This is a genomic window from Leptospira sanjuanensis (genome assembly GCF_022267375.1).
GTDB lineage: Bacteria > Spirochaetota > Leptospiria > Leptospirales > Leptospiraceae > Leptospira > Leptospira sanjuanensis.
In genome coordinates, this window is record NZ_JAIZBH010000001.1 from 2,538,711 (window position 1) to 2,562,975 (window position 24,265).

General features: G+C 45.5%; 22 protein-coding genes and 1 pseudogene. 10 read left to right on the plus strand and 13 right to left on the minus strand.

The annotated features are described in order from the left end of the window. Nucleotides 1–128: 128 nt before the first annotated feature. On the plus strand, nt 129–1,601 hold the full coding sequence (locus tag LFX17_RS11395) for a sodium:proton antiporter (RefSeq protein ID WP_238730358.1): 1,473 nt from the start codon (nt 129–131) through the stop codon (nt 1,599–1,601). 537 nt (nt 1,602–2,138) lie between these two features. On the opposite strand, the gene LFX17_RS11400 is transcribed toward LFX17_RS11395, so the two are convergent. Continuing rightward, complete coding sequence (locus tag LFX17_RS11400; protein WP_238746774.1) at nt 2,139–3,176, minus strand: hypothetical protein; 1,038 nt, start codon at nt 3,174–3,176, stop codon at nt 2,139–2,141. A gap of 75 nt (nt 3,177–3,251) precedes the next feature. Further along, nucleotides 3,252–3,866 (minus strand): helix-turn-helix domain-containing protein, encoded by a 615-nt coding sequence (locus LFX17_RS11405; protein ID WP_118955996.1) that lies wholly within the window; start codon nt 3,864–3,866, stop codon nt 3,252–3,254. A 123-nt stretch (nt 3,867–3,989) separates the two neighbouring features. Here LFX17_RS11405 and LFX17_RS11410 point away from each other — a divergent pair, with 123 nt between their 5' ends. Further along, complete coding sequence (locus tag LFX17_RS11410) at nt 3,990–4,406, plus strand: SRPBCC family protein (protein ID WP_238746776.1); 417 nt, start codon at nt 3,990–3,992, stop codon at nt 4,404–4,406. Between the two features lie 120 nt (nt 4,407–4,526). Here the strand turns inward: LFX17_RS11410 and LFX17_RS11415 are convergent, their stop codons facing one another. The 3 genes from LFX17_RS11415 to LFX17_RS11425 all read right to left on the minus strand — a co-directional run bounded on the left by LFX17_RS11415 (nt 4,527) and on the right by LFX17_RS11425 (nt 7,893). Beyond that, on the minus strand, nt 4,527–4,967 hold the full coding sequence (locus LFX17_RS11415) for a hypothetical protein (protein WP_238747755.1): 441 nt from the start codon (nt 4,965–4,967) through the stop codon (nt 4,527–4,529). A gap of 396 nt (nt 4,968–5,363) precedes the next feature. Continuing rightward, nucleotides 5,364–6,530: a hypothetical protein gene (locus LFX17_RS11420; RefSeq protein WP_238730361.1), complete on the minus strand. Its 1,167-nt coding sequence runs from the start codon at nt 6,528–6,530 to the stop codon at nt 5,364–5,366. Between the two features lie 175 nt (nt 6,531–6,705). Next, a complete protein-coding gene (locus LFX17_RS11425) occupies nt 6,706–7,893 on the minus strand; it encodes a beta propeller repeat protein (RefSeq protein WP_238746779.1) in 1,188 nt (395 codons plus the stop codon). A 511-nt stretch (nt 7,894–8,404) separates the two neighbouring features. Between LFX17_RS11425 and LFX17_RS11430 the strand changes: the two genes are divergently transcribed. The 5 genes from LFX17_RS11430 to LFX17_RS11450 all read left to right on the plus strand — a co-directional run bounded on the left by LFX17_RS11430 (nt 8,405) and on the right by LFX17_RS11450 (nt 13,120). Beyond that, entirely contained in the window at nt 8,405–8,857 is a 453-nt protein-coding gene (locus tag LFX17_RS11430) for a MarR family winged helix-turn-helix transcriptional regulator (protein WP_238730363.1), read from the plus strand. After that, nucleotides 8,850–9,614 (plus strand): RluA family pseudouridine synthase, encoded by a 765-nt coding sequence (locus LFX17_RS11435; RefSeq protein WP_238730364.1) that lies wholly within the window; start codon nt 8,850–8,852, stop codon nt 9,612–9,614. Before LFX17_RS11430 ends, LFX17_RS11435 begins: the two co-directional genes overlap by 8 nt. 52 nt (nt 9,615–9,666) lie before the next feature. Continuing rightward, a complete protein-coding gene (locus LFX17_RS11440; protein WP_238730365.1) occupies nt 9,667–10,515 on the plus strand; it encodes an SDR family NAD(P)-dependent oxidoreductase in 849 nt (282 codons plus the stop codon). Nucleotides 10,516–10,601: 86 nt separating this feature from the next. After that, a complete protein-coding gene (locus LFX17_RS11445; protein ID WP_238730366.1) occupies nt 10,602–11,624 on the plus strand; it encodes a hypothetical protein in 1,023 nt (340 codons plus the stop codon). A 299-nt stretch (nt 11,625–11,923) separates the two neighbouring features. Beyond that, nucleotides 11,924–13,120: a putative Ig domain-containing protein gene (locus LFX17_RS11450; protein WP_238730367.1), complete on the plus strand. Its 1,197-nt coding sequence runs from the start codon at nt 11,924–11,926 to the stop codon at nt 13,118–13,120. A gap of 84 nt (nt 13,121–13,204) precedes the next feature. Here the strand turns inward: LFX17_RS11450 and rsmI are convergent, their stop codons facing one another. The 8 genes and pseudogenes from rsmI to LFX17_RS21005 form a co-directional block, all read right to left on the minus strand. After that, nucleotides 13,205–14,011, minus strand: a complete 807-nt coding sequence (gene rsmI, locus LFX17_RS11455) for a 16S rRNA (cytidine(1402)-2'-O)-methyltransferase (RefSeq protein ID WP_238730368.1) — start codon at nt 14,009–14,011, stop codon at nt 13,205–13,207. 78 nt (nt 14,012–14,089) lie between these two features. Then, nucleotides 14,090–14,911 (minus strand): HAD family hydrolase, encoded by an 822-nt coding sequence (locus LFX17_RS11460; RefSeq protein WP_238746781.1) that lies wholly within the window; start codon nt 14,909–14,911, stop codon nt 14,090–14,092. Beyond that, entirely contained in the window at nt 14,912–15,700 is a 789-nt protein-coding gene (locus LFX17_RS11465) for a M23 family metallopeptidase (protein ID WP_238730370.1), read from the minus strand. A 487-nt stretch (nt 15,701–16,187) separates the two neighbouring features. Next, the gene (locus LFX17_RS11470; protein WP_238746783.1) at nt 16,188–16,613 is read right to left on the minus strand and encodes a thiol-disulfide oxidoreductase DCC family protein; all 426 of its coding nucleotides are present in this window, start codon (nt 16,611–16,613) and stop codon (nt 16,188–16,190) included. 7 nt (nt 16,614–16,620) lie between these two features. Next, complete coding sequence (locus LFX17_RS11475; protein WP_238746785.1) at nt 16,621–17,076, minus strand: hypothetical protein; 456 nt, start codon at nt 17,074–17,076, stop codon at nt 16,621–16,623. An 18-nt stretch (nt 17,077–17,094) separates the two neighbouring features. Then, nucleotides 17,095–19,254: an alpha-glucosidase gene (locus tag LFX17_RS11480; protein WP_238746786.1), complete on the minus strand. Its 2,160-nt coding sequence runs from the start codon at nt 19,252–19,254 to the stop codon at nt 17,095–17,097. A gap of 87 nt (nt 19,255–19,341) precedes the next feature. Beyond that, complete coding sequence (locus tag LFX17_RS11485; RefSeq protein WP_238746788.1) at nt 19,342–20,190, minus strand: sulfurtransferase; 849 nt, start codon at nt 20,188–20,190, stop codon at nt 19,342–19,344. A gap of 55 nt (nt 20,191–20,245) precedes the next feature. Continuing rightward, nucleotides 20,246–20,437 (minus strand): annotated as a pseudogene (locus LFX17_RS21005) (hypothetical protein); the annotation flags it as partial. Here LFX17_RS21005 and LFX17_RS11490 point away from each other — a divergent pair. The 3 genes from LFX17_RS11490 to LFX17_RS11500 are packed head-to-tail and all read left to right on the plus strand — an operon-like array spanning nt 20,423 to nt 24,220. Beyond that, complete coding sequence (locus LFX17_RS11490) at nt 20,423–21,316, plus strand: LIC11113 family protein (protein ID WP_238730375.1); 894 nt, start codon at nt 20,423–20,425, stop codon at nt 21,314–21,316. The pseudogene LFX17_RS21005 and the gene LFX17_RS11490 overlap by 15 nt on opposite strands. Then, on the plus strand, nt 21,309–22,781 hold the full coding sequence (locus tag LFX17_RS11495) for a S1C family serine protease (RefSeq protein WP_238746790.1): 1,473 nt from the start codon (nt 21,309–21,311) through the stop codon (nt 22,779–22,781). The genes LFX17_RS11490 and LFX17_RS11495 overlap by 8 nt, the downstream gene beginning before the upstream one ends. Beyond that, nucleotides 22,778–24,220, plus strand: a complete 1,443-nt coding sequence (locus tag LFX17_RS11500; RefSeq protein WP_238746794.1) for a PDZ domain-containing protein — start codon at nt 22,778–22,780, stop codon at nt 24,218–24,220. The genes LFX17_RS11495 and LFX17_RS11500 overlap by 4 nt, the downstream gene beginning before the upstream one ends. Nucleotides 24,221–24,265 lie beyond the last annotated feature (45 nt).

Genomic DNA, 24,265 nt, shown 5'->3' on the forward strand with positions numbered 1-24,265 from the left:
GCAATCTAAAAAAGTTCGCAAAATAGATTGTGTTAAACGGGGAAAAAAAAGGCAAAGAAAGTCTTTTTACTTTTACTCTTTCTTCCGAATCCCGAGAATGTCTAAAAATTCTTCAGATGATACGAGCAATGAAACAAAAACTTACATCCGTCCTTCTGGCGATCCTTCTTACCCTGCCGTCCGTCGCGCTTATAGCGGACGAACCGGCGGGGGAAACACAACCGCCCGTGCAAACCACGGAGACCCATGATTCTTCCCATAACGACGAAGCATCTTCCGGCCATCACGAAGTGCAGGGAGACGAACTTCCGTATTGGAGCGTGCTTCCCTTCGTTCTTATGCTTTTGAGCATCGCTCTTTTACCGATCGTTTCACACGCGACTTCTCACTGGTGGGAAAGCAACACGAACAAGCTGATTCTCGCCCTTGCGTTGGCGGCGGTTTCGTTTACCATTCTGGTTTTACACGGATGGTTCGGAAAGATCGTTCATACGCTCGTGTTCGAATACGTTCCCTTTATCATTCTTCTCGGCGCCTTGTTTTATATTTCGGGCGGAATCCGTTTGAAGGGAGATATTACCGCGACTCCTCTCAACAACACGATCTTCTTGATCATCGGAACGTTTCTGGCTTCTTTTATCGGAACGACCGGCGCATCCATGCTTTTGATTCGTCCGATTCTGAAAACGAACTCGGAAAGAAAACACGTGGTCCATACCGTCGTCTTTTTTATCTTTTTGGTTTCGAATATCGGAGGCTCCCTGACTCCTCTTGGAGATCCCCCTTTGTTCCTCGGTTATTTGATCGGGGTTCCGTTTACCTGGACGTTTAAACTTTTACCGGAGTTGCTCGTTGCGGGAATTCTTCTTTTGATTCTGTATTTTATCTGGGATACGATCGCGTATAAAAAAGAAACCCAAACCGATCTCAAGAAAGATCATAAGCGCCACGAAAAGATCAGCTTGGAAGGTCAGGTCAATTTCATCTGGCTTCTCGGAGTCGTCTTAGCGGTCGCTTATTTAAATCAAAACTACATCCCTGCGATCGTGGAAAATCCGTACATCGCGTTTATCCGCGAAGGAGTTTTGATCGGTCTGATCGTTCTTTCCAAACTTACCACCAAAGGACATGTGAGAGAACACAACAAATTCACGTTGCATCCGATCCAGGAAGTCGCTTATCTGTTTATAGGAATCTTTATTACGATGATTCCTGCGCTCATTCTTTTGGAACACCACGGAAAAGAATTGGGTGTCACCGAAACTTGGCAGTTCTTCTGGGTAACCGGTTTGTTCTCGGGAGTTTTGGATAACGCTCCGACTTACTTAACGTTCTTGTCATTGGCGAAGGGAACGTTGGGAATGAACGACGTCGCGCAGATTTTGGCGGACGGTCGTGCCGAAGCGATTCTGAAGGCGATTTCGGTCGGTGCGGTGTTTATGGGCGCTCTGACTTATATCGGAAACGCGCCTAACTTTATGGTAAAATCCGTTGCGGAAGAGAATAAGGTAAAGATGCCGAGTTTCGGAGGATACGTTCTATATTCTTTCGGAATTTTGATTCCTATCTTCATCCTGCTTACGTTTATTTTCTTCCGTTAAAAAGAAATCCGACCTTTCCTCTGCGGGAAAGGTCGGGACCGTTTCACAGCCTCAAATCCGTTCTTCCAGTCGTTTATAGGATTCGTAAACGTATGAGTTCCCACAATTCAAGGTTGGATTGTAAAACCCCGCGATTTTCGTATGAGTTCCCACATTTCTAAAAAACGAAATGTTCCGACGGAAAGACCGAATTGAGTTTGTCGATTTTTAGGGCGAGTTCCCGCAAAGCGGGAAACGCGCTGCTCCGGGTTCGCTGCTCGCTCATCTCTTCGCGCGGAAATCAAATGTTCCCCAAGGCGCGCTTCGAGACAAGCCCTGCGCATCCCTCTCGCAGATTGTGTGAGTTCCTACATTCGAGATCAGGTACTCAAAACCCGCGTTTTTCGTATGAGTTCCCACAATTCTGAGTTTGACCGTAAAACCCGCACACTTCGTATGAGTTCCCACAGTCTCCGAAAAACGGCAAAGTTCCGACAAGCCCAACAAATCCGAATTTACTTTCTAAAAAACAAAACCGCGAAACGCACGTTCACGCTTTCAATTCGTCTTCTCTTCCTCCGGAGGAAGAAAGATGATCGAATCGATTTGTTTACCTTGCGGCGAATCGATATAATTCACTTCGATCTTCCGTTCCGTTGCGGGTTTGTATAGAATTAGCGCGGAAATCATATCGTACACGGTCAAAGAATAATCGATCGCGGTAACGACCGCCTGAAACACAAGAAAGCGCGACTTGGTAACGGGTTTGACTTCCCTTTCCTTACCGGCCGCCAGCCACTTATAAATCCGAGTCGAACGATTGACCCCTTTCAGATATTCCAGATCGATCTTCGCTTCGGGAAGAAGAGCCGGAGTTTGACGAAAAGCGACCTTCACAGGAATCTTCTTTTCCTTCGATTCGCGCAAAGCTTGCGAAAGTTGAAGATCGAACGTATCGTCGTCCAGATATTCGATCTCATTGCAGCTTGCAAACACCGTGTTGCAAATATCTCCGTATTTTCGGTGAACGAAATAAACCAGAAAGATGTTCGTCGTTTCGGGATGATACAAAACCTTCGCATGATAGTCCGAAGTTCTACGGTAATAAACCTTCTTGTAGATTCTTTTGAAAACGTCCCAACCAACGAGACCGACGTCCTTTAAAAAAGGAGGATCGGGAATCTGAAACGAACGAATCGCGATATGTAGCTTTTCGATCGCAACCTTTCCGTCGCGTTTGGAAATTTCTTCCAGAAGAGTACGAACGTCGTCCAAATCCTCGGAATCGATCTTGCGGGGCGCGTTCGAGGTATCGATTAAGATCTTACCGGCGTTCTCCGCCATGAGATCGGAGATCTTGGACTTAACGGATCCTTCGGCAAGAATGTCTTCGAGTTTTAAGGAAATACAATCGTTCGGATGACAGGAAATTTGTTCGGTGTAACGCGCATCCGGATCGGGTGCGGTGATCGGCGGAAGACTCTCCGCACTCAAAGAAAAGAAAACGGAAAACGAAATCAAAACCGTGCCGATCGCCGACGGTATTCTGACAAGCGAAGCGAAAAGAAGAATCGTATGAGAAAGACGTTTCGTCATTCTTGAATATCCTAAAGGAAATATCCGAAGGATTCTCCGATGCGGACAAAGAATGGAAAGATCTTTTTTTAGGAATTAGTTGATTTCGTCTCTGTAATCCATCACCAGATACATCAGAGTTTCCTGATCTGTAGGATTGGAATACTCGTGCGGAATATCGGCTCTGAAGAAAACGGAATCTTTCGGTTCCAATTCCACGACCTTCTCTCCGACTCGCAGGCGGAGTTTTCCCGAAACGACCACGATGTTTTCGGTGGTTCCGGATTGGTGGGACTCGGCAACTTCAATCCCGCCCGGTTTTAAAATGAGTTCGTAAAATTCGGTTTTTCGATTTCCGTTATAAGGGAAAAGTGCGCGGCTAGAAAAGACTTTGGAACTTGAAAACAAAACCTTCGTGTTTTCCGCTTTCATCACGATCACGCCTTCCGTGCCTTTCTCTTTGAGAAGTTCGCTGAAAGGAACGTTCAAACCGTTTGCAATCTTCCAAAGAACGGAAATTGTCGGAACACTCTTTCCCTGCTCGATTTGCGAAAGCATCGCGCGGCTTACACCGCAACGGGAGGCCAACTTATCCAAGGAGAATCCTTTCGTATGGCGAATCAGTTTGAGATTTTCTTTGACGACTTCCGTGATATGTTCACTGGAGGGGGATTCTTTACCGGCTTCCAATTCTTCCATGGATGGGTTCATTACACTTTTTTTGTCTAATATAGCAGAATTCTGTCAATCTAAAACTCCGGACCGGAAAAAAATAGACTTGATTGATAATCACGATTATTATAAATTTAGTTATAATTCAAAAAAGGCAAGAAGATGAAACGCATACAACACGAAGAAATCACCCAAGCCAACGCGGCCAAACTCTGGGAACTCTACCAAGACGTATCGAATTGGAAACGCTGGGATCACGAAGTCGAAGATTCTTTTTTAGAGGGAGAATTTAAAACGGGAAGCCGGGGAATGCTCAAACCCAAGGGAGGGCCGAAAACCTGGTTTCGTCTTACGGAAGTGCGCGAGAAGGAATTCTTTTCCGATCTCACACAACTTCCTTTTTGCAAATTGGAATTCCGACACGAACTCATTCCCGTTCCTTCAGGAACAAAGTTCGTGCACACCGTAACGTTCACAGGCCCGCTTTCTTTCTTATTCTCCCGTGTAATCGGAAATAAAATCGGGGAAGAATTACCAGGCGCGATGAAAAATCTCGCGAAACTTGCGGAAGCCGCCTAACGAACGGCAAAAACCGTTGTTTTGCCCCAAGTGAGGATCGACCGTGCGATCCGGAACGAAGCGATGAGGAAATATTAGCGGAAAGATTTGGTTTCAATATACGAAGCGGAAATATCCGACCTATCTTCGAATCCATTCGGAAGAACATCGAATAACTTGAAATTGACATTCCTTAAGCAGGGTTTTTATTTCCGACAATTCTTCCTTGGAGCAAACCGGGTTTTCTAAAATAAACACCCGCAGCTTTTTCAGAATCCCCGAAGAGAAAAGTTTTTTATAATGATCGAATGGAGTAGTAAGATCCGAATAATTATTCATATATGTTTCGTTATATTCTCCGAATTGCAAACTTCTTAACATCGGAAAACGATCGTAACTAGATAAATTTTCGATGAAATTCTCGTGGGAATATCCGGAAGATACATTTAATAATTCTAATGTATTGTGGTCGTTTTTAAAAAAATCGGCATTCGGGGCCGATGGAGAAATCAATACCCTAAGATTCGGACATTTTAGAGATAGTTTCGCAAGAACTCCGTCTTCATTGTAAGATTCTCCGATAATAGTGCGGTTATGATGATTGGATTTCGTTTTTTCTACCGCAAAATATTCTAAATTCTTAAAGTTTGCGGAACCGTTTACCAGCGGATTCAAATCCCAATTTCGTGTTCCGTTTGATCCGACATCGGGCCCTTTGAAATCGATCGATTTTAATTTTTCGGATATTTCTTTATCGCAAATTATTTCTAAAAGTTCGAAATAATTTTCTTCGATCGGATTTCCATAAAATTCCAGATGATATAGATCGTCGCATTTTAGCAAAACAACCCTGTCAGAATCTTCAATTTCCGAATGTCCGCTATTTTCCAATAGGTTTTTAAACTTAATTAATTTTTCCAAATTCTACCTCTCGAAAAAGAATCGGCCACTTTAATTTTGATCGGGGAAAATTACAACCTAACGTTGTTTAGACGCAATTCCGTTGACCGCTTGCGCCGATGCTCCACCGAGGTCGGGCGTAACCGCGGTCCACGCGGAAGGAAGGCCGGTCGTCGAATACGCGAAAAAGTTGGAAGTTCCCGCGACCACGTATCGATCCAAAGCGGAATTGTAAGCCGCTCCCAAAAGATTTTTACCGGAACAACCCGAAACTACGCTCGCATCCAAAGGATGCCAAACGTCCGAACCGAACTGATAGTAATCCATAGAACAGGAATTTCCGAACAAAACGATCTTGTCCTTTCCCTCAACGGCAATGCTTGCGTGAACTTGGATCGCGGTGGAATACACAATCGCGCTTCCTACATTCGTAACGGATGACGCGATTTTTGCTTCTGCTCCGGGGTTGTCCGCATCGCCGTAGACAAGAATACTTCCGTTCTTTAAGGCCAAAACCTGATTTACGTTACTCGCCATTCCCACCGAAGGAAACGAGTTCGCAAGTGAAGGAATGTTCACCACGGAAAACTCGGGGTTTACGGAATGAACTCCGCTGAAATACAATTGGGATGCGACCTCGTTATAAGAGACCGTGTTGTAATAGTCGGTTCCGATGTAGGAGGAACCGTCCGTGATTCCCATATATTGCCAAGTGATTCCGTCCGAAGAATGTTGTCCGAAATAATCGGTTCCGTTGGCGGCCTGATTTTTTTGCCCCACGGCCCAAAACTGTCCCGCGCCGTAGGTAACGCCAAACAACGATTTGGTGGTTGGCGTCGATGCAATCATTACGGGATCGCACGCGCGCAACACCCAAGTTTCTCCGTCGTCCTTGCTCGACCAGATTCCGCAATTGCCTCCACCGTTTGTCGTCCCGACCGCAACCCAGGTTCCGTTACCATAGGCGGCGTTCTTCAAAGAACCTCCGCTACAGCCCGGAAATCGGACGGCGCTAAACTTCCACGAAATTCCGTCTTGGGAAGTCCAGGATGTGCAATTGTCTCCTACGGCTACGAATTGTGTTCCGCTGGCGTTCGAGGCATTCGACGGGGTAAGGCCGAAGCTCCAACCGATCTGACCCAAAAGTGCCATCGGGTTGGAAGCGTCCAAACTGAACTTATCCGCTTGCGCGCAGGAACTTAGAAAAATCGAAAGGATTACAATAAATGAATACCCGCGTCTCACTCGTTTTCTCCGGATCGATCGGATCTGGGATTTTTTAAACCGACTTCATTTTGGAAAACGGTTTCCGATCTCTAAACAAAACAACAAACGAGAATTTCGGAAAATACAAAAATTTGAATATTCGGAATGAATGCCATACTCCGCGGAATGAACGACGACTCTTGCAGATACGATCTTACTTGGTGGCGATTCCTAAGATGGCCGGTCCCGGTGTTCCGCCAGACGCCTGTGATACGACTGTCCACGCGGAAGGAAGGCCGGTCGTCGAATACGCGAAGGCAGTCGGAGTGCTTCCGCTGACGCGCGCGCCCGCTACGTAAAGATCCAAGGCCGTATTGTAAGCCATGGATGTCCAATCCAGACCGGAACAATTCGTCATGGTGGGTGCGGGCGCCGCAACCCCCGGATGCCAAACGTTTAAACCGAATTGATAATAATCGATCTTACATTGGTTCCCTAAAATGACGATCTTGTCCTTTCCTTCCGCGGCGGTATTGATATGACTCGTCACGCCCGTGTTCGAAGAACTCGCCGAACTTACGGTCGTAATCGAATTTCCGATCTTCACCACACCCATCGTCGGAGACGTGTAGTTATCGTCGCCGTATACGAGAACCTTACCCGATTTCAAAGCTAACACACCGTAGCTGAAGGAAGTCATCGAGACGGAAACGGAAGATTGACCCAAGCCTGGAAGCACAACGCTGATCACTTCGCTGTTCACGTTATGCACACCGCTGAAATACACTTCGGAAGTAACGGAGTTATAGGAAGAAGAATAGAGATAGTCCGAACCGATGTAACTGGAGCCGTCCGTCAAAGAAAGATACTGCCACGAAGAACCGTCGCTCGATACCTGACCGAAAAATCCCACGCCCGTAGTGGAACCGTTATGCGGACCTCCCGCAAAGAAACGGGTTCCCGCATAGACGATCGTGTACAACGGATGCAGAGCCGAAGTTCCATTCGGCGGGCTGGGATTCGGATCGCAGGAAGAAGCGGTCCAAGTTTCCGCGTCCTTGCTCGACCAAATTCCGCAACCGCCGTTCGCGTTCAAAGCGCCTACGGCCACCCAAGTCCCGTTACCGTACGCGATCGCAGAAATAGAACCGTCCGTACAACCGGAGAATTTCGTATTGCTGTATGTCCAAGTCTTACCGTCCGAACTTTTCCAAAAGGAACATTTCTCACCAACGGAAACGAAGTTGGTCGTGCCGGAACCCGTATTCGGAACGGCGTTGATGCTCCAGGAAATTTGCGCTAAAAGCGCCAAAGGATTCGAAGAATCAAGACTGAATTTATCGGCCTGTGCACAGGCGGAAACCAGGAGAACAGAAATCAGAATGGAAATAACTTTTTTCATGATCGCCTCATTAGATTAACCCTTATTTCCGATTATTTTTTCAAAAAAAATTATAAACCGAAAAATGCCGACAATTTTCAAAGAATCATACGGCTTGTCCCGAAACTTATTTCTACTTGGATAGAAAAACAAGCTACAGCTTCATTCCTGACGCTGCGATCCATAGAGAGCAGTGTCGCTGAGTTTCCCGCTGCGATCCATAGAGAGCAGTGTCGCTGAGTTTCCCGCTGCGATCCATAGAGAGCAGTGTCGCTGAGTTTCCCGCTGCGACCCATAGAGAGCAGTGTCGCTGAGTTTCCCGCTGCGACCCATAGAGAGCAGTGTCGCTGAGTTTCCCGCTGCGACCCATAGAGAGCAGTGTCGCTGAGTTTTCTTTGGGACAGGTTCTTATAGGAATTCTAACGTAAAGAAACGGAAATTACAAACCCCAAAATCCGGATTTTCCGGAACAATCCAACTTTACAATCGAGAATAAAAAAATAGAATGAAACCCTAACCCCGAGAAAAGGCCATGAAACCAAAATCGATATTCTCAGAATTACAGGCCGAAGAAAGCACGGGATTTCTTTTTTGGCAGATTACGAACCTTTGGCAAAAACGGATTCGGGAGAATCTTTTGGTTCTCGATCTGACGCACGTTCAATTCGTTCTGTTGGCGAGTTTGGCTTGGTTCGAGGAAACCGTCCAAAAAGCGACGCAAGTCCGCCTCGCCGAACACGCGAAAACGGACGTCATGATGACCTCCAAGGTCTTGCGCAGTCTCGAATCCAAAAAACTCCTTACGAGAAAACCCGATCCGGAGGATTCCAGAGCGAATTGTTTGTTACTCACGCCGGAAGGAAAAGAGCTGGTCGAAAAGGCCGTTCATATCGTTGAATCCACGGACAAGCTCTTCTTTTCCATTCTCAAAGACGAAAAAAACTTCAGAAGTTCCCTTTTGGATCTAAGACAGCAGAATGCCTGAAAAACATTCGAATATTAGAATATTCTACGAAACCGAATCTTTTCTTTTTGCCGAAAAACCGCCGGGCATACCGGTTCATGCGACCAAAGATTCCAAACGGGAGAATTTTGCGGACCGTCTCCAAAAACAACTCTCGTTCGAATATTTGAGAACCGTAAACCGATTGGATCTGGACACAAGCGGTCTCGTTTTCTTCTGCAAAGATCCTGAGAAAAATCCGGAAGCAGATCGCATATTAAAGACTTCGGAAAAAATTTATCTCTGTGTCGCGGTTGGAATCGTGGAAGAGGAACGTTTCACAGAAACCTGTTATCTGAAAGACGGAAATAAAAAAGTCAGAAAAGTTTTTTCCGGAGGAGACAAAGCGATCACCGAATTCTTCGTTTTAAAAAGGGAAAGAAATGAAAATTATACCGTTCTACTCGCGAAACTTCATACCGGACGAAGGCACCAGATCCGATTTCATCTGAGTGAAAAAGGATTCCCGATCCTCGGCGATCATGTTTATGGAAAATCGGAAACCGATGCCTCTCGCGTGGAAAAGACTTCGAACAATCGGAGCCGAACTCCCATCACAAAACAGAAACGGCAAAGGCCGATCGCTAAACGTTCTCTCTTACACGCGATGGCAGTTTCGTTCGAAACCGCGGAAGGAACTAAGGAAAGAATTTTTTGTCCTCCTCCTCGCGACTTTCAAAACTTCTTGGACGATGTCGAATTGGATGATTCGATTTTTTCGAAATTCCTCCTAAAATAGAAAGACAAGGATCGGCACTTAAGAGACGGTTTCTCTCCAACGGGAGAACTCCATGTCAAAAAAGAACGCACTTATCATCGGAACCAGCGGTGTTGCGGGGCAAAGCGCGGTCGCGGCCATTCGCGAATTCGCAAACAAGCAAAACGAAGAATGGAATGTGATTGCGACGACGAGTAAGAATTCTCCCTTGACCGAAGCCGATTTAACGATCACGGAAATCGATTTGGACGCGGAAGATCATTCTCTTCCTCGTTTGTACGAAGGACTTTCAAAGAGCGGAATTCATACGATCGATCTTTTTATTTATACACCGGCAAGAGGCAATTTAGGTTATCCGGTTTCCGAAACCCCCGAAAACGACGTCAAGGACGCTTTGAAATTCTGTATGGACCCGATGCTTGCGGTCGAAGCAAAACTCAAACCGACTCTCAGTGTCGGATATTCCGCGTATTATTATAGACCGCACCTACAACCGTTTTACGGATCGCTCGCGTTCGTAAAAAAGAAAATGGAGGAATGGGCGCTGCAAGATCCGGCTCGACGCAAAATCATCCGTGCGGGTTCTTTTTTCAGTCAGAGCGTTCGCGGTATCACGATCATTCTTCAAAGAATGGGAAAAAAATCGCAGGATCCGGATTTGCTGAAGCTTTTGAAACTTCAAAAAGAATCGGGAAAAAGTTTTCCCGATTTCTTTTTGGAATATGTTGCCAAGCAGGAAGAAGCTTCTTTCGGTTCGAAATTTCCGAACATTCCGTTTCGACTAACGTCACAAGACGATTTAAAAAATGCGTTAATCCGAATTTTGGAAGGAGAATCGGCTCCGATCGTTTCTCTTGTGGGCGCTTGGATATGGACCGAAAGGTCCCTTCCGGAAATGCCTGAATATTTGAAGAAGTTTTAAATTCGGTTGCTAAAAAAATTAAATCGAAGAGACCATTAAAAAGATCGGCACCTAAAGTTCTAAATTAAAAAATCGATATCCTCCTTATGAAGCTACTTTCACATTACGTTCCTTGTTTGTTCGTCTTTGCATATTTTGCCGTCGTCCCGGTTTCGGCTCAGGAAGATCCGAGCAATCCCTCTTTAAGTCGGGAGGAAAGGGATCGGATCATCGCAAAACAAGAAGACCGTTGGGAAATTGCCGGATCTTCACAAAACGTAAACGCAAGCACGTTCGGTTTTTCGATTTTAAAACCGTTCATCGAGTCGTTTCTTCCGTATCAGGAAACGGTTTTAGATACGGGAAATCTAAGACTTAAAATTCCTGCGAATTCCTTTTCCGATTCGAAACGCATCGAAGCAAGGATCACCGTTCTGAACAATCACGCCGATTTTCTTTTCGCGGGAGTTCCCACACAAATCGGGGCGAATCTTCTTTTGGAATCTACGGGAATGTTTTATCTCGCCTTCTACAATGAGGAAGGAAAACGAACCGAACCCAGAAAGCAGTTGTCTGTGGAACTCCAAGCCTTGACCGATCCGTCCGGCTCCAACGTATATCGTTTTTCAAACGGAACCTGGGATTTAGTTTCAAGCGAGACCAAAGCGACAACCCGCCAAGCGGTTGAAACGATGGAAGGATTTCCCTTCCAGTTTTATTCCAAGATTCAATCGACCGGTTGGTGGAATTTCGATAAACCGAAACCCGAGTTCACTTGTCTGGAAGGAAAGGTCGATGTTAAGAACAATCGTAACTTTTCGGTTCAGGCGATCGGACTTGATTATTACGGAATGAGTTATGCAAACGTCGAAGCGAATGGAACGTTTAGAATCAACGTTTTGAAAGATAAAAAAGTAAAAATTCTGGTCGTGAACTTTTACGGCGGCAAGACAGGCCCGAAACAAATCGGTTTTTTACCGCCGATACAAACCCAAAATAAAACCGCGTTTTCCTCCAAACCTTCCGACGTTTGTCAAAAGATTCCGAGTATTTCTCCGTTTACGATCACCGAAGCAGTCTTCAACGACCGATCTTCGTTTTTGAAAGCGATCGATATGCCGGATTTATAATGTTCATTCATTGGGACACTCCAGTGAACTTTTGCCTTTTGCGCGCCTGTCTATTGTTTACGAAAGACGCCTTTGGGTAACCGCTGAGAATTGAAACTTTATTTATTTCTGCAAATTCAAATGCTCGAAAAACCGGAATCCAGTGCCTCAATTCATTTTGTTTTCGAATTCTCAGCTATTATTTTGTGATTTTTTTATTGAATAAAAATCACAAAATAATATTATGAATAAAATAACCTTTTTGTTACATGATATTTTCAATTCGGTTATTTGGAATACAAAAAAGGAATCCAGTTTCCATGAATTTCAGAGATATGCGCAAAAAACAAAATTTTTCAACCGATTTTACGAGAAAAACCAGACTCAAAATCACCTACTTTCTTTTCATCGTCCTCCTTACCTTAAATCCGAGTTGTAAACACGGTGGCGGTTCCAATCAGGAAATGAATGATTTACTTTTGCTTTTAGGAGCGCAGGGACAATCAACACCAAGTCCCATTACCTTTAGCCTGCTCAAATCGGGTAATCCGTCAATCAATAGCGCCTATGGAATTTATGAGGAGACGATAGATATTCGAGCGATGGCAACTGGAACGGCGAAAACAATCTCGACAACAGGTCAATTTCAATTTTCTATTTCTCCTAATCTACCTTCAGGGTTGACAACAAGTAGTATCTATAAGAATGGAAACGGATTCCAAATCCTTGGTATTCCGACCGCAGTCACTTCACCTAAAATCTATACGGTTACAGCTACCTACTCAGGAGATCCGTCGTATAAAGTTTCAGGAACATTTTCTATGTCTACAGTAGTCAATGCCCCTTCGTTATCCTATCCTTGTTCTTTTTCCTCTCCTTGTAATTTTGCAGTCAACGTCCCGATCTCAACGCTGGCTCCATACTACCAAGGAAGTTCACAGATTGAAACACAGATCAACGAATGGACCGCCCCGTCTCTACCGGCTGGTTTGTCAATCAGCCCGGTCACCGGTAATATATCGGGAACGCCGACTACCCTCTCTTCTATTACGTCTTATGCGGTCACAGGTAAAAATGCAGGCGGCAATGCCCAAGCAAACTTAAATATCGGAATAAAAAGCCTAATTTTCGGATATTCAACACTATCTACAACGGAATATACGACCTTCGGATCTATCTCTTATCCGGTTAATTCTCCAGCACTTCAATCAGCAACGTCCACCGTGTTTTCTATCAACCCCGCTCTTCCAGCCGGTCTTTCATTAAACACGAGTAACGGAACTATTTCTGGAACCCCAACTGCAACATCAATACCAACAACGTATACGATAACGGGAACAAATAGCTCAGGAAGTGTATCGACAATGATTAATATAGAAATAAAAAACGGGAATTACCTCTGCTACAATGGAGGAGCCGCAGCCGGATGTAGCATCTATCCTTACACGTGTAAAGCATCGTCACAATGTTACAACTCATTATCCTTTTGTAAGTCATCTTCCCCTTGCTTATATTAGAAAAAAAGAATCTATTTTCTCATAAACAATTGAAATTAATTTGGGAAAATAGATTTCTTTACATTCCTTCTCAGAATCTGTATTCTAATTTTTAGAGAACTTCGAAGATCGCTTTCGATATTTTTTTCGGGGTTTTGGCATTGATCGCTGATTATGCTCCTGCTTCGATCCCTGGCCTGCATTTGACTTCGACTGCCCCTTTCTCTGCGAAACGACGATCACCGGATTTCCTTTCGGAAGGTTATCCACGATTTTCAAAAGATCTCCGATCTTTCCGCGAAACTGAAACTCGGACTCCAAAGTAAGGTCCAGACAAAGAAAGATCTGCCGATCCTCTCCCGTTTTTTTTAAGACGAAATCCAAATCGTGTAGCACCGCCTTATAACGGTAAGGCGTTTCGTAAAATACGATCGTATGACCCGGTTTTAAATAACGGCTCAATTCGTTTTTACGATCGGCCGATTCTCTGGATAAAAAGCCGCAAAACGTAAACGGAGAAATCTTAAAACCGGAAATGCTCAAAGCCGCTCCGAAGGCGATCGGACCGGGCGAGCTCTTGACAGTTCCGCCTCTTCGCAAGACTTCCTGAACCAGTTCCCTTCCGGGATCTTCGATTCCCGGTGTTCCGGCATCCGATATCAAAACGCTGAGATTAGCGTCCATCACTTGATCGCCGAGCTCTTTGATTTGTTCCGGGGTTGTATGTTCGTTGCAAAGAAGAAATTCTTTTTGGACGTTGACGGATTTTAAAAGAGTGGAAGTCGTTCTGGATTCTTCGCCTATGAGTATATCAGAATGTTCTAATAATTCTTTGCCGCGCTGCGTGAGGTCTCCCGGATTTCCGAGAGAAACCGATACTAAAATTAAGGTTCCTTTTTTCGAAGTTTCCATGATTCAATGATCGATTTCGAATATTCCAAAAATTCCAACTTTTTTCAAGAAACGGATGTTCCGAGCCGATTTAAGACGTTACGATTCGACGAGAACGCCTTCCAAAACGTTCCAATCGGCGATCGCCTGAATCTTTGCCTCGGAAGGAGGAACAACACCCTTTCCGCGATCCAAAAAAATCCCCGCGCGCGCAGCGGAACGCAACAGCGGAAAATCGTTCACCGAATCCCCGAACGCAAGATCCATAAAGGCACCGGTTGCAACGCGCAAACGTTCCACTTTTCCGTTTCCATACGTGAAGGGCTCCAGGATCGTAGAAGAATGAATTCCGTTCACAACCGCAAGATTCATTCCTAAAACTCGTTCCGCGGGAATATCGAACAGATGAGAAACGGATTGAATGATCTCCTGAGGCGAAGCGGTCACGATCCAAACCTCCCAACCCTTCTCGATGAGATGGGCGACGAGTTCCTTCATCGGTTCGTAAATTTTTACAGCCTGCGAACTCCGATCCATCGCGTGATCGTTCCAAACCCGCTTGGAAATTCTTTTTAGTTGTTGAGGAGAATGTCCCGAAAAGATCCAGGAGCTCCAACGATAGGATGCCTCGAGTCCGGATTCGGATTGAATCGATTCGTACTCGTCTAACACGAGTTTACGAAACAAATCGGAATCTTGAAAACGCGAAGAAAGAATTTTGTCCAGATTCTCCCGTGGAAAAAAAGCGGAAAGATCGCCTTTGTAAGCGGGAACACCCTGTGAAAGAAAGAGTTCCATCACGGCTTCGCCGAAATCGTTTCTTACAAGAGTATTATCGAAATCGAATGCGGCTTTCCCGGGTTGATTTCGGGAAAGAATTTCATAGATCTGCGGATTCCAAAAATCCCGCGTTAAAGACACTTATTGTTCGATGGTCTCCCGGGCGATCGCCACACGAGCCTCGGAAGAAGATTGAAAAACCGGAAGATAGTGTTCCGGATTTAATACGACATTCTGATAACGGACCTCGAAGTGAAGATGCGGACCGGTCGTATGTCCCGTGTTCCCGGAAAGGGCGATGATCTGCCCCTTTTTCACCTTATCTCCTTCTTTTACGTAAAGAAGAGAGTTATGTGCATAAAGCGTATTGATCCCGTTGATCCCCGGATGAGAAAGAAGAACCTTGTTCCCGTAACCGCCGTCTTTTTTGGATTCAAGAACGATTCCGTCGGCCGCTGCGATCACGATCGAACCGGTCGGACAAGCGATATCGACTCCGGAATGCATCGCGTTCCATCTTCTTCCCAGACGAGACGTCACGAAAGAATGTTTGAAACTGATCGGCCAAATGAATTCTCTCTGATCGGTGCGGAGAATTTCGCGGCCCTTGTCTTCGAGCAAAAGACTTCTGGTAAAATTTTCGTTATAGGGAAAGAATACGGGCTCGTTTACGGGAATTCTTTCGTTGTCCGGAATTCCGTTGACCCGTTTGATTTCGTGTTCGGTGGTTCCGAAGTTGTGGATCAGATCCCCGACGGATTCTTTGACCCGATTCGGAACGATCCAAATTCCTTCCAGGCCTCGATAGGTCTGAAGGTATTGATTGTCTAATTTGATTTCTTCTAAATTGGTGTTGGCAAAGGATTTGATGCTAAAGAACAGCGCAACAAGGAACAATCCTGCCAGAACGGTGCCGGTTTTTCTTTTCATATCGTTTATTCCAAAATATGTCGCCAACAAAACCTCGGAATCCCGAGACCTAAATTGAACGTCGGCAACGGAAAACAACTTCTGAAGTCAGTCTTCTCGTTTCGGGATTCCATTCAAGGATTTTTCAACGGAATTTCTAAAGGGAAAACACACGATATTAAAGGAATTTGATTAGAATTCTTCTGTTTTTGAATTTTATTATTTGGTTTATGGAGATTTTTTCGTTTTTTACGATTTGAACTGTTTTTATTGAGAATAGATTCTTAGTAGGAGAAGTGGGAGTTCCCACAGTTTGGCAAGAACGATAGAAGTTGGAAGCACGAGTGTAAGAGTTCCCACAGGTTTCGATCCAATTCCTGTTCGAAGGAGAAGATTGTATGAGTTCCTACATTTTTCCAAAAACTTCGGAAGAATTCAGATTGAATCAGGGAAAAATTTTCACTCCTTCTTTTTGCAACGCAACATAAGCGAGTCGGTCGTTCTGTTTTTAGTCTTCTAAGAATCTGGATTTGAGTTTTGGATCAGGCATTCTGCACGCTTCCAAGCGGCCGAACCACCGATAACGATTTCTTGCGATCCAATCGTAAACCCAATCGCGCAAAAAAACGGGGGTCCACCGAAAGAACGGAAGCAATTTCCAAGGAAATGAAAGATGCGCGCAGATTTTCAAGACGGCCGTCGACTTTTGATGGAGAATTCCTTCTTCTAAAAACAAAACCGAACCGGGAGAATCGTCGAATTCTACCTTCTTTCCAAGAATTCTTTCCGCTGCGTTCGATTGAAGACTGGCAAAAAGAAGATTTTGTTTTCGATTGCGATCCAAGAAAAAAAGAACTGCCGCATTGCATAGGTTGCAAACACCGTCAAAGAAAACGATCGGAAATTTTTGCGGAGTAAAACCGGTTTCTTTCATTCTTTCTTTAGACTCCGCGTTTTCGGCGAGTCAATCTACCGTTTTCGATTACAATCGTCCGATTTTTTACCTCTTGGAGAGACATTCCGTTTTCGATGGAAATGGAATTTAGATACAAACTCAAACAAGGAACTTCGGCTTTCGGTTCTAGAACCGCCTTGGTTTCCACTTGAAACGAATCCTTGTCTTCCTTTCTCGAAAGAATTTTAAAACCGGGAACATCGCCCCGGATTGCAACCGGCGCCAATCCGTTCTTCCGAGTTTTACTCGGCTTTTCCACGAAACAAATTTTAGACGATGGGAGGTTCGTTTCGGAATAAACGATCGTATAAGCCTTATCGTCCCCGTTGATCAGATGAACTCCTGTTTTAAAGTTCTGCGCAAAGAGCGGAGCTCCCTGCAAAATAAGAACAAGAATATAAAACCTTTGAAGTCCGTTCCCGAAAAAAGTTCTGAGCGTCATTTCGATGGCCGCTTTCGATTACCGTTTCAACGGCAGTAAGGACGCCTTTAACTTTCCGTACCAAGTTCCGTTCTTTTTCAAAAATACGGCCGGTTCGCCTAACGGCGCTTCGACGCTCACCGTTGTTTTTCCGGAATAGGATTTTCCGGTCCAAACGTGTTCCCATTCTCCTTCGGGCAAATATCCGTCCACGGATGATTCTCCCTTGTCCAAAACGGGAAGAACCAATAGATCCTCTCCTAACAAAAATTCCCTTTGAATCGTATGAGTCCGTATGTCATCCGGATAATGAAGATACAAGGGTCGCACGACCGGAAGTCCGGTAGCGGACGCATCCTTTACGAGAGAACGTAGATATTCTTTCAGGGCAAGGTGCATCTTTCCGTATCTCGCAAACTCTCGGATCGTTTCCTCGTCCGTGTAGGGCTGATGATTTTTTTCGGGACGGTTTCCTTCGTGGGTTCGAAATACGGAACTGAATACGTTGAGTTCCGCCCAACGCAAAAACAATTCCTTGGAACGATGGTAGTCTCGAATCGGATTGTTGATTGTCGTATATCCGCCGATGTCGCTGTGATTGAGAGAGATTCCGCTGATTCCTCCGGACAATAATCCGGTCAACGCGGAGACGATTCCGTCGTGTTCTCCCCAGCTTACCATCTGATCGCCTTCCCAAAACAACGTGGAATGTTTCATGGATTCGCTGTATCCCGCTCTGGTAAAGAAGACGATCTTTCCTTCTTTGCCCGCTTTTCGGATCGCCTCGCGATTGATGCGCGCCCATTCGACCGGATATACGTTATGGTAAACTTCCGCTGAAATTCCGGAATGAAGCACCGCGTCGAAAGGAAGCCATTCTCCGAAATCGGCCATCCAACCCGACAAACCGGCGCCGATCAGATTTTTTTGTATGATTCCTTGAATCCAATCGACCGTTTGCGGATTGGTAAGATCCAATAAATAGGCGGGAAAACCCGCGGTTTGAATTTCGTAGTTCTTGCCGTTTTTGTCTTTTACGAGATATCCTTTTTTAACCGCTTCTTCGTAGAGAGGTCCTTCGTTGGCAAGAAACGGATTCAAATATCCTAATACATGAATTCCTTGTGCGTTCAGGTCGGCGCAGAATTTTCGAAACTCGGGATACGACTTCTCATCGGCGATCCATCTCCACCAAAGCTGGGAACCGAAGCTGGTCTTTCTTCTTCCCACCCAATCTTGAATCCAAAGGGCGGTGATCGGATTTCCGGCCTTCTTTGCGCTTTCGATATGTTTTAATACGACATCCTTTCCGCCCTGAATTCCGAGCCAGGTTCCATAGGCCCAATCCGGAAGTTCGGGAGCCCTTCCCGTTTTCGCGGTGAACTTCTGCACGAGTTTTACGGGAGAAGTTTCCTTCCAGATCGTTCCCTTCATTCCGTTCTCCCGAAACTCTACGGTGATTTCTTTCGGATCGGAAAAATCAAAACTGGAATAGGAGGAATTTTCAAAATACACGGATCTGTTTTTGGAGGTAAGAAAGAAAGGAATCGGCGTATAAGTCGAGTATTCGTTTCCTCCCGCGCCCGCGGTCAGGTTCGCTCCCGCGGTGATCGGTTGATCCCCTCTTCCGATTCCCTGTTCTTCGGTTAACAAAAACGGGGTTTTTCCCTTGAGATTAAAATGGGAGAATTGTTCCCCGAGCCCGAAGATGTTTTCCGTTTCGTCCGAGCCGATTCTGAAGTAAGTTCGGTTTAACGCAGAATCGGCTAAGCCGACTTGAAAGTACAAGGACGTTTCGTCTAACGGAGTAAAAACGATTTCGTAGCGGCTGGCGCAGCCCGCCCCTTCGAGATTGCCCGAAATTTTCAGATCGGCCGCGGAGGCGACTACGGTTTCTATACTCTGAGAATCGCAACGGCTTGCGATGCGATCCTGGATATGATAGGTTGCGAATTTGGATTTTACTTCCTGCGTTCCTTTGGCCGCGGATAAAAACGGCTTTGTCAGAGACAGTTCGAGAAAGATCCCTGCGTCCGAGCGAATCTCCAGGACGTTCTCCCTTTGAACCGCTTGAAAGCGTTTGCCGAACGTGAACTTTTGTTCAACGGGAAGAGTGATTTTTGTATAATTGGAAAACGGACCGGAACAAACGGAAAGCCCCGCGATGAATAAAAATAAAAAAGCCCTTCTTAAGAACATTCAGTTCTCCTTATGAATCGGTTGATACCGAATATCAAGGAACTGTTTAAAAATCCAGTTCTTATTCGAAGGGCTTCGTGATTCTAGTTATTTGCGATCGGAGCCGCCGACTCTCGGAGCCGCGCCGCCCGCTCCGGTTTGTCCGTAAACCGAAACCGCTTGTTTCGGAAGACTGGATCTTCTCCATTCAAACCAAGAACCTTGGTAGGTATGAACGTCGAGATAACCGACTTCGCGTAACATCAGGGCGAGCAAAGAGGATCTTGCGCCGTTGTAATCGTAGATCACCGTGGTGCGTTCCGGCATAAACGGAAAGGATCTGAGTTTTTTGTTGAACTGGTTTTTTTCGATGAGATTTCCCTGACCGTCGTAAAGAATTCTCCAGTCCCAAAGAAACGCTCCCGGCAAACGACCGCATAACGATCCGGGCTCCGGCGCGGTCAATCTAGGAAGTTTTCCTTCGTATTCTTCCTGGGTTCTCGTGTCGAAAATTTGAAGTCGGGTTAAATTCTTTTCGAGGAAAGCCTTGTCCACTACACCTTCGAGTTTTTTCGGTTTATCTCCGGGAGCGAGTTCCATCTCTCGGGAACCTTTTTCCAGCGCGGTTCCTTCCACGGGCCAACGGTTTCCGTAGAGAAACGCGTTTTGATAACCGGCCGCTCTCAAAAGATAAACCATTCTGGAAGCGAACATCCCCATTCCTTCGTCGAAGGCGATGACTCTAGCCGATCCGTCCTTTTGTACGAGCTTTAAAATTTCTTCCAAAGGTCCGGTCATTTTTTTTTGCGATTCCGGATCCGATGCGAACGCTTTTTTGATAAACGGAAAACTGTAAGCGCCTTTCAGAGTAGATTCCTGATAACCGGACGCGGAGCGACAATCGATTAAAAAATCCTTATCATTCAATTCAGTTTTTATAAAATTCCAGCTGGACAAGCAAACCTACCCTATCGATTCGAAATGAGTTATTCTTTGAATTTAACCATTATTTTCAGCCTGAGAATTCCGATGTACTTTTTTTTAAAAAACATCGTAAATTTGGGACATAAGACTTCGTAAAAAAGAAAGAAAGAATTCTTCGCAAAATGCGAAACGAAAAATCGAATCGAGAATCTTCTTTGCGTTTGTGGATTTAACATCGGGGGTCGCGAGGCCGATATTCTAAACAATGATACGAGAATTCAGAATCGTCCGTACTCGGATTCGTTTTTTTCCGGCGGCCCTCCGCAAGACGGGAGAATGGTTCGTCTGGATTCTCGCGGGTTTCGTTTTATTTTTGGGAAGCGTCGGCTCCGAATCCGAACCGGAACGGACTCCTTCGGAAAAATTCACGTCCTTCGTCAAAGAATTTCACAAACGTCCTTCGGAATCTTTGGCTCGTTCGTTCCGCGCTCGCTATTCTTCTTTGGATGTCGCGCCTTGCGGCTTTGAAGAATCGGGAAGATTCGAGAAGGTTGTCTATCTCTCCTATTCCTGTAAGGAAGAGAAATGGCCGGGCTTTATCTACTTAGGCGCCGGTTCCGAATTTTGGAAACGATCATCGACTCGGATTTCTTTGGGAGAGGTTTTGCAGATCGGAAAAAAAACCTACCTCGAAATCAAACCTTCCTTCGAGGATCGTTTTCCGGAAGAATCCGCTTGGAATTGGAAACGATACGGAAAGAAGGAATCGAATCCGATCCGACCGCAAATCGTGAAAGAACCGAAGGACAATTTCGGTCTTCAGTATTTTTTGAGCGTGGCTAAACATCCGGCCAAACGAGATTTAAAGAGCGGCAAGGAAATCTTTTTCGATTCCACTTGTCCTTTGATCTTCTTGAAAAAGGACGCGGACTTTTATTGGGAAAAGGCAGTGTATTATTCCTTTCAAGCGAGCTGCATTTCCTCTTCTCCCTATTCCTACATCCGCGTTCGTTCCGATTTTTTGGGAAAAATCCGTCTGGATGACAAGGACACGGATCAAATCCAGGAAGGCGGAAGATACCTCGGTAAACTGAAAATCCATTCCATAGAAGCGGATAAAATCCTCTGGCAACAGGATGCGGAACTCTACAATGAATAATAAGGTATTTCAGAATATTCTAATTTTATGGAGCGTTGTCCTCGGCTCTTCGCTTTCCGCGCAGAACGGAAACTCCGCGGATCTCAAAGCGCTTTTGGACAGCGTCGTCATCATCCGAAGCGATTCCTTTTCAGAAAAGGAAGAAGGTTCCGGTTATTCGGACAAATCCATCAACCGGGACGCTGGAACGGGAATGATCCTTTCCGGGAACAGAATTTTAACGAACGCACACGTAGTTTCGAACTCCGGTTATCTCAAGGTAAAACATTTCAATTCGAGCAAGTTCTATAAGGCGAGCGTTCAATATCTCGGCTTCGACTGCGACCTCGCGATCCTCAAAGTGGAAGAGGAGGAATTTTTCAACGGAGTCGAACCTCTGGAAATTTCCGAATCCTCCCCTTCTCTCGGAAGCAATCTTCTGATTCTCGGGTATCCGGGCGGGGACGAAAACATCACATTAGAAAACGGTAATGTTTCCCGCGTGGAACGGATCCGTTATTCGTTTACTGGTTTGGACTACAGAAAGGCCATCCGCGTCACAGCGAACATCGTTCCCGGTTATTCGGGCGGACCCGCGATCCAGAACGGAAAAGTGGCGGGGATCACGTTTCAAGTCAGCCAATCGCAGGGAAATATCGCGTATCTCATTCCTCCGGAAATCATCAACCATTTCCTGAAAGACGTAGAGGACGAAACGTATCACGGCTTTCCGTTTCCCGGTTTCAGTTTTCAAAACGGACATTCCTCCTCCTTGAAGTCGTATTTAAAAATTCCGGACGGGTTGAACGGAATTCTCGTGAACACGGTTTATCCAGATTCTTCCTTTTCGGATCTTTTAAAACCGGAAGACTTCGTGTATAAGATCGACGAATCGTATCTTACGGACGAAGGCGGAATCATGGACCCGAGCGGCGGCGGGGGAATGTTCATAGGAGAAATGATCGAGAACAAGTTCATCGGAGATCCCATTAAAATTTTCTTTTATAGAAACGGGAAGAACTACAAACTCGAGGGAACGTTGAAGCGGGTTCCTAGTTTGGATCTTTACAGACAACAAGGAACGAATACGAGTTTTCTTTCGGGCGGTTTTTTGTTTCAGCCAGTCAATCGCGCGCTGGCGGGAGGAGATTCCAAACGTTTGGAAAGTTCGCTCCGTTACCATTACAGTTATTACATCCAAGACGAACTCTATCGGTTTACGGACCGTGACATCATTCTTTCCGGCGTATATCCCGATCCGTTGAACTCGAAATACGCGGGTTATCGGTATAAGATTCTCGAATCGATCAACGATCGAACTCCTTTGAATCTGGAGGATTTCAAATCCCTTTGGAAGAAATTCTACGGAGGAACGATCAGTCTGAAATTCAGAGGGGTCAACCTTCCGATCGTCTTAGATCAGGATACGATCGACAAGATCAATGTTCGCATTAAAAAACGCTTCGACGCGGAGGCGGACGAATGAGAACGACCTTGCTGGAAAGAACCGTTTCGGCTTTACGATCCGCCTTGGTAAAACGGAGAGTTTTGCGCTCAAGAGTCGCGTCTTTCTTATACGGAGCTTCGTTGTTGCGACTTGCAATTTTTATAATACTCTTTGCGACTTCGGTTTCGACCGAATTCGGATCTTTGCGGGCGGAAACGATCCTCGTGCACTTTCGGAAGTTTTCCCACCAGAATCCTTGGCAAAAGGGTTCGCACTACGAACGAAAAATCCCGGCAGTGATCGCGGACGGCGACTTTTTACTGGCGCTTTTGCCGCCGGGAGAAATGCCCTTGTTTTCGGAAATGAATCCGGAAACGAGACCGGGAACCCGTTTGTATATTTTCAAACACGATCCGGAAACCGGCTTGGCTCTTTTTTCCCACAGAGGAAAGTTCTCTTCGAAAAAGCGGGTTCACTTTGCCGGCGCCCATTCCCCCGCTTGTTCCCGTTTTTTTCCGAAACTCGAATGGGGAAATCCCGAATTTTCGAACGCGATCCTGCGGATGAGCAGACAATCCAGGGAAGAATCGAGTGAAAGAAAATTCTTATATTCCAAAAATGGAATCTGCGGTTATTCGGACGGACGCTGGAACGTTCCTTCGGAATATCTTTCCGCCTTCGTTCATTCCTCGTCTTCCAGTCCGATTGCACATCCCGGTTTTTCCTTCGACGACGCTTTGACCATCCCCGAAAAGAAATTCTACTTTCCGGACGCTTCGTACGGGGTAGTCGTTTCGGAAGTATATCCCGGAGTCGGACCGGTCCATAACTTATTTCCAGGAGACGCCATCTACAGCGTCAACGGCCAGGGATTTTCCACACCGCCCGATCGTCAGGAAATTCTTTCCAGAATTCTTACAAGAAATCATCAAATCGCTCTTCCGGGAACTTTGGTGACGCTCGGGGTATTCCGCGCGGGCAAACGGAGAGAAATCACGTACTCGTTAAAATCATACACGGAGGAATCCTTCTTTATTCCTTCCAAATCCGGCGTAAAACCGCCTCGATATCTGATCAGCGGAGGACTTTTCTTCACCGAATTGACGGGAGCCTATTTGAAAGAATCCGGGGATAAGTATCGTGAGAATTCGGATAAGAAGCTTTTGTATCTGTACGAATCCTTCAACAAGAAGATGCATCCCGAAAAGAATCGACTCGTGTTTATCAGCAGAGTGTTTCCGGACTCGTCCAACGAGGGCTTTCACGATTTTCAAGATCAGATCCTGGAATCCGTAAACGACAAGCCCGTGCGTTCTCTTGCCGATCTTAAGGAAATTCTAAAAGAGAATCACGATTCTCATATCGTATTCCGTTTTTCAGGCAATCGAATTGCGACGTTTGAAAAGGAACAACTCCAAAGCCTCAATCAGAAAATAATCTCAAATTATAATCTGGATAAACTGGATAATTTAGACTGATAATATCTTGACGAATCCATTCCGAAAATGTAATTTTTGAATTCG

Bases quoted from the DNA above. Each gene is read 5' to 3' on its own strand.
- LFX17_RS11395 (WP_238730358.1), top strand. From the start codon at position 129: ATGAAACAAAAACTTACATCCGTCCTTCTGGCGATCCTTCTTACCCTG.
- LFX17_RS11400 (WP_238746774.1), bottom strand. From the start codon at position 3,176: ATGACGAAACGTCTTTCTCATACGATTCTTCTTTTCGCTTCGCTTGTC.
- LFX17_RS11405 (WP_118955996.1), bottom strand. From the start codon at position 3,866: ATGAACCCATCCATGGAAGAATTGGAAGCCGGTAAAGAATCCCCCTCC.
- LFX17_RS11410 (WP_238746776.1), top strand. From the start codon at position 3,990: ATGAAACGCATACAACACGAAGAAATCACCCAAGCCAACGCGGCCAAA.
- LFX17_RS11425 (WP_238746779.1), bottom strand. From the start codon at position 7,893: ATGAAAAAAGTTATTTCCATTCTGATTTCTGTTCTCCTGGTTTCCGCC.
- LFX17_RS11430 (WP_238730363.1), top strand. From the start codon at position 8,405: ATGAAACCAAAATCGATATTCTCAGAATTACAGGCCGAAGAAAGCACG.
- LFX17_RS11435 (WP_238730364.1), top strand. From the start codon at position 8,850: ATGCCTGAAAAACATTCGAATATTAGAATATTCTACGAAACCGAATCT.
- LFX17_RS11440 (WP_238730365.1), top strand. From the start codon at position 9,667: ATGTCAAAAAAGAACGCACTTATCATCGGAACCAGCGGTGTTGCGGGG.
- LFX17_RS11445 (WP_238730366.1), top strand. From the start codon at position 10,602: ATGAAGCTACTTTCACATTACGTTCCTTGTTTGTTCGTCTTTGCATAT.
- LFX17_RS11450 (WP_238730367.1), top strand. From the start codon at position 11,924: ATGAATTTCAGAGATATGCGCAAAAAACAAAATTTTTCAACCGATTTT.
- rsmI (WP_238730368.1), bottom strand. From the start codon at position 14,011: ATGGAAACTTCGAAAAAAGGAACCTTAATTTTAGTATCGGTTTCTCTC.
- LFX17_RS11465 (WP_238730370.1), bottom strand. From the start codon at position 15,700: ATGAAAAGAAAAACCGGCACCGTTCTGGCAGGATTGTTCCTTGTTGCG.
- LFX17_RS11470 (WP_238746783.1), bottom strand. From the start codon at position 16,613: ATGAAAGAAACCGGTTTTACTCCGCAAAAATTTCCGATCGTTTTCTTT.
- LFX17_RS11475 (WP_238746785.1), bottom strand. From the start codon at position 17,076: ATGACGCTCAGAACTTTTTTCGGGAACGGACTTCAAAGGTTTTATATT.
- LFX17_RS11480 (WP_238746786.1), bottom strand. From the start codon at position 19,254: ATGTTCTTAAGAAGGGCTTTTTTATTTTTATTCATCGCGGGGCTTTCC.
- LFX17_RS11490 (WP_238730375.1), top strand. From the start codon at position 20,423: ATGATACGAGAATTCAGAATCGTCCGTACTCGGATTCGTTTTTTTCCG.
- LFX17_RS11495 (WP_238746790.1), top strand. From the start codon at position 21,309: ATGAATAATAAGGTATTTCAGAATATTCTAATTTTATGGAGCGTTGTC.
- LFX17_RS11500 (WP_238746794.1), top strand. From the start codon at position 22,778: ATGAGAACGACCTTGCTGGAAAGAACCGTTTCGGCTTTACGATCCGCC.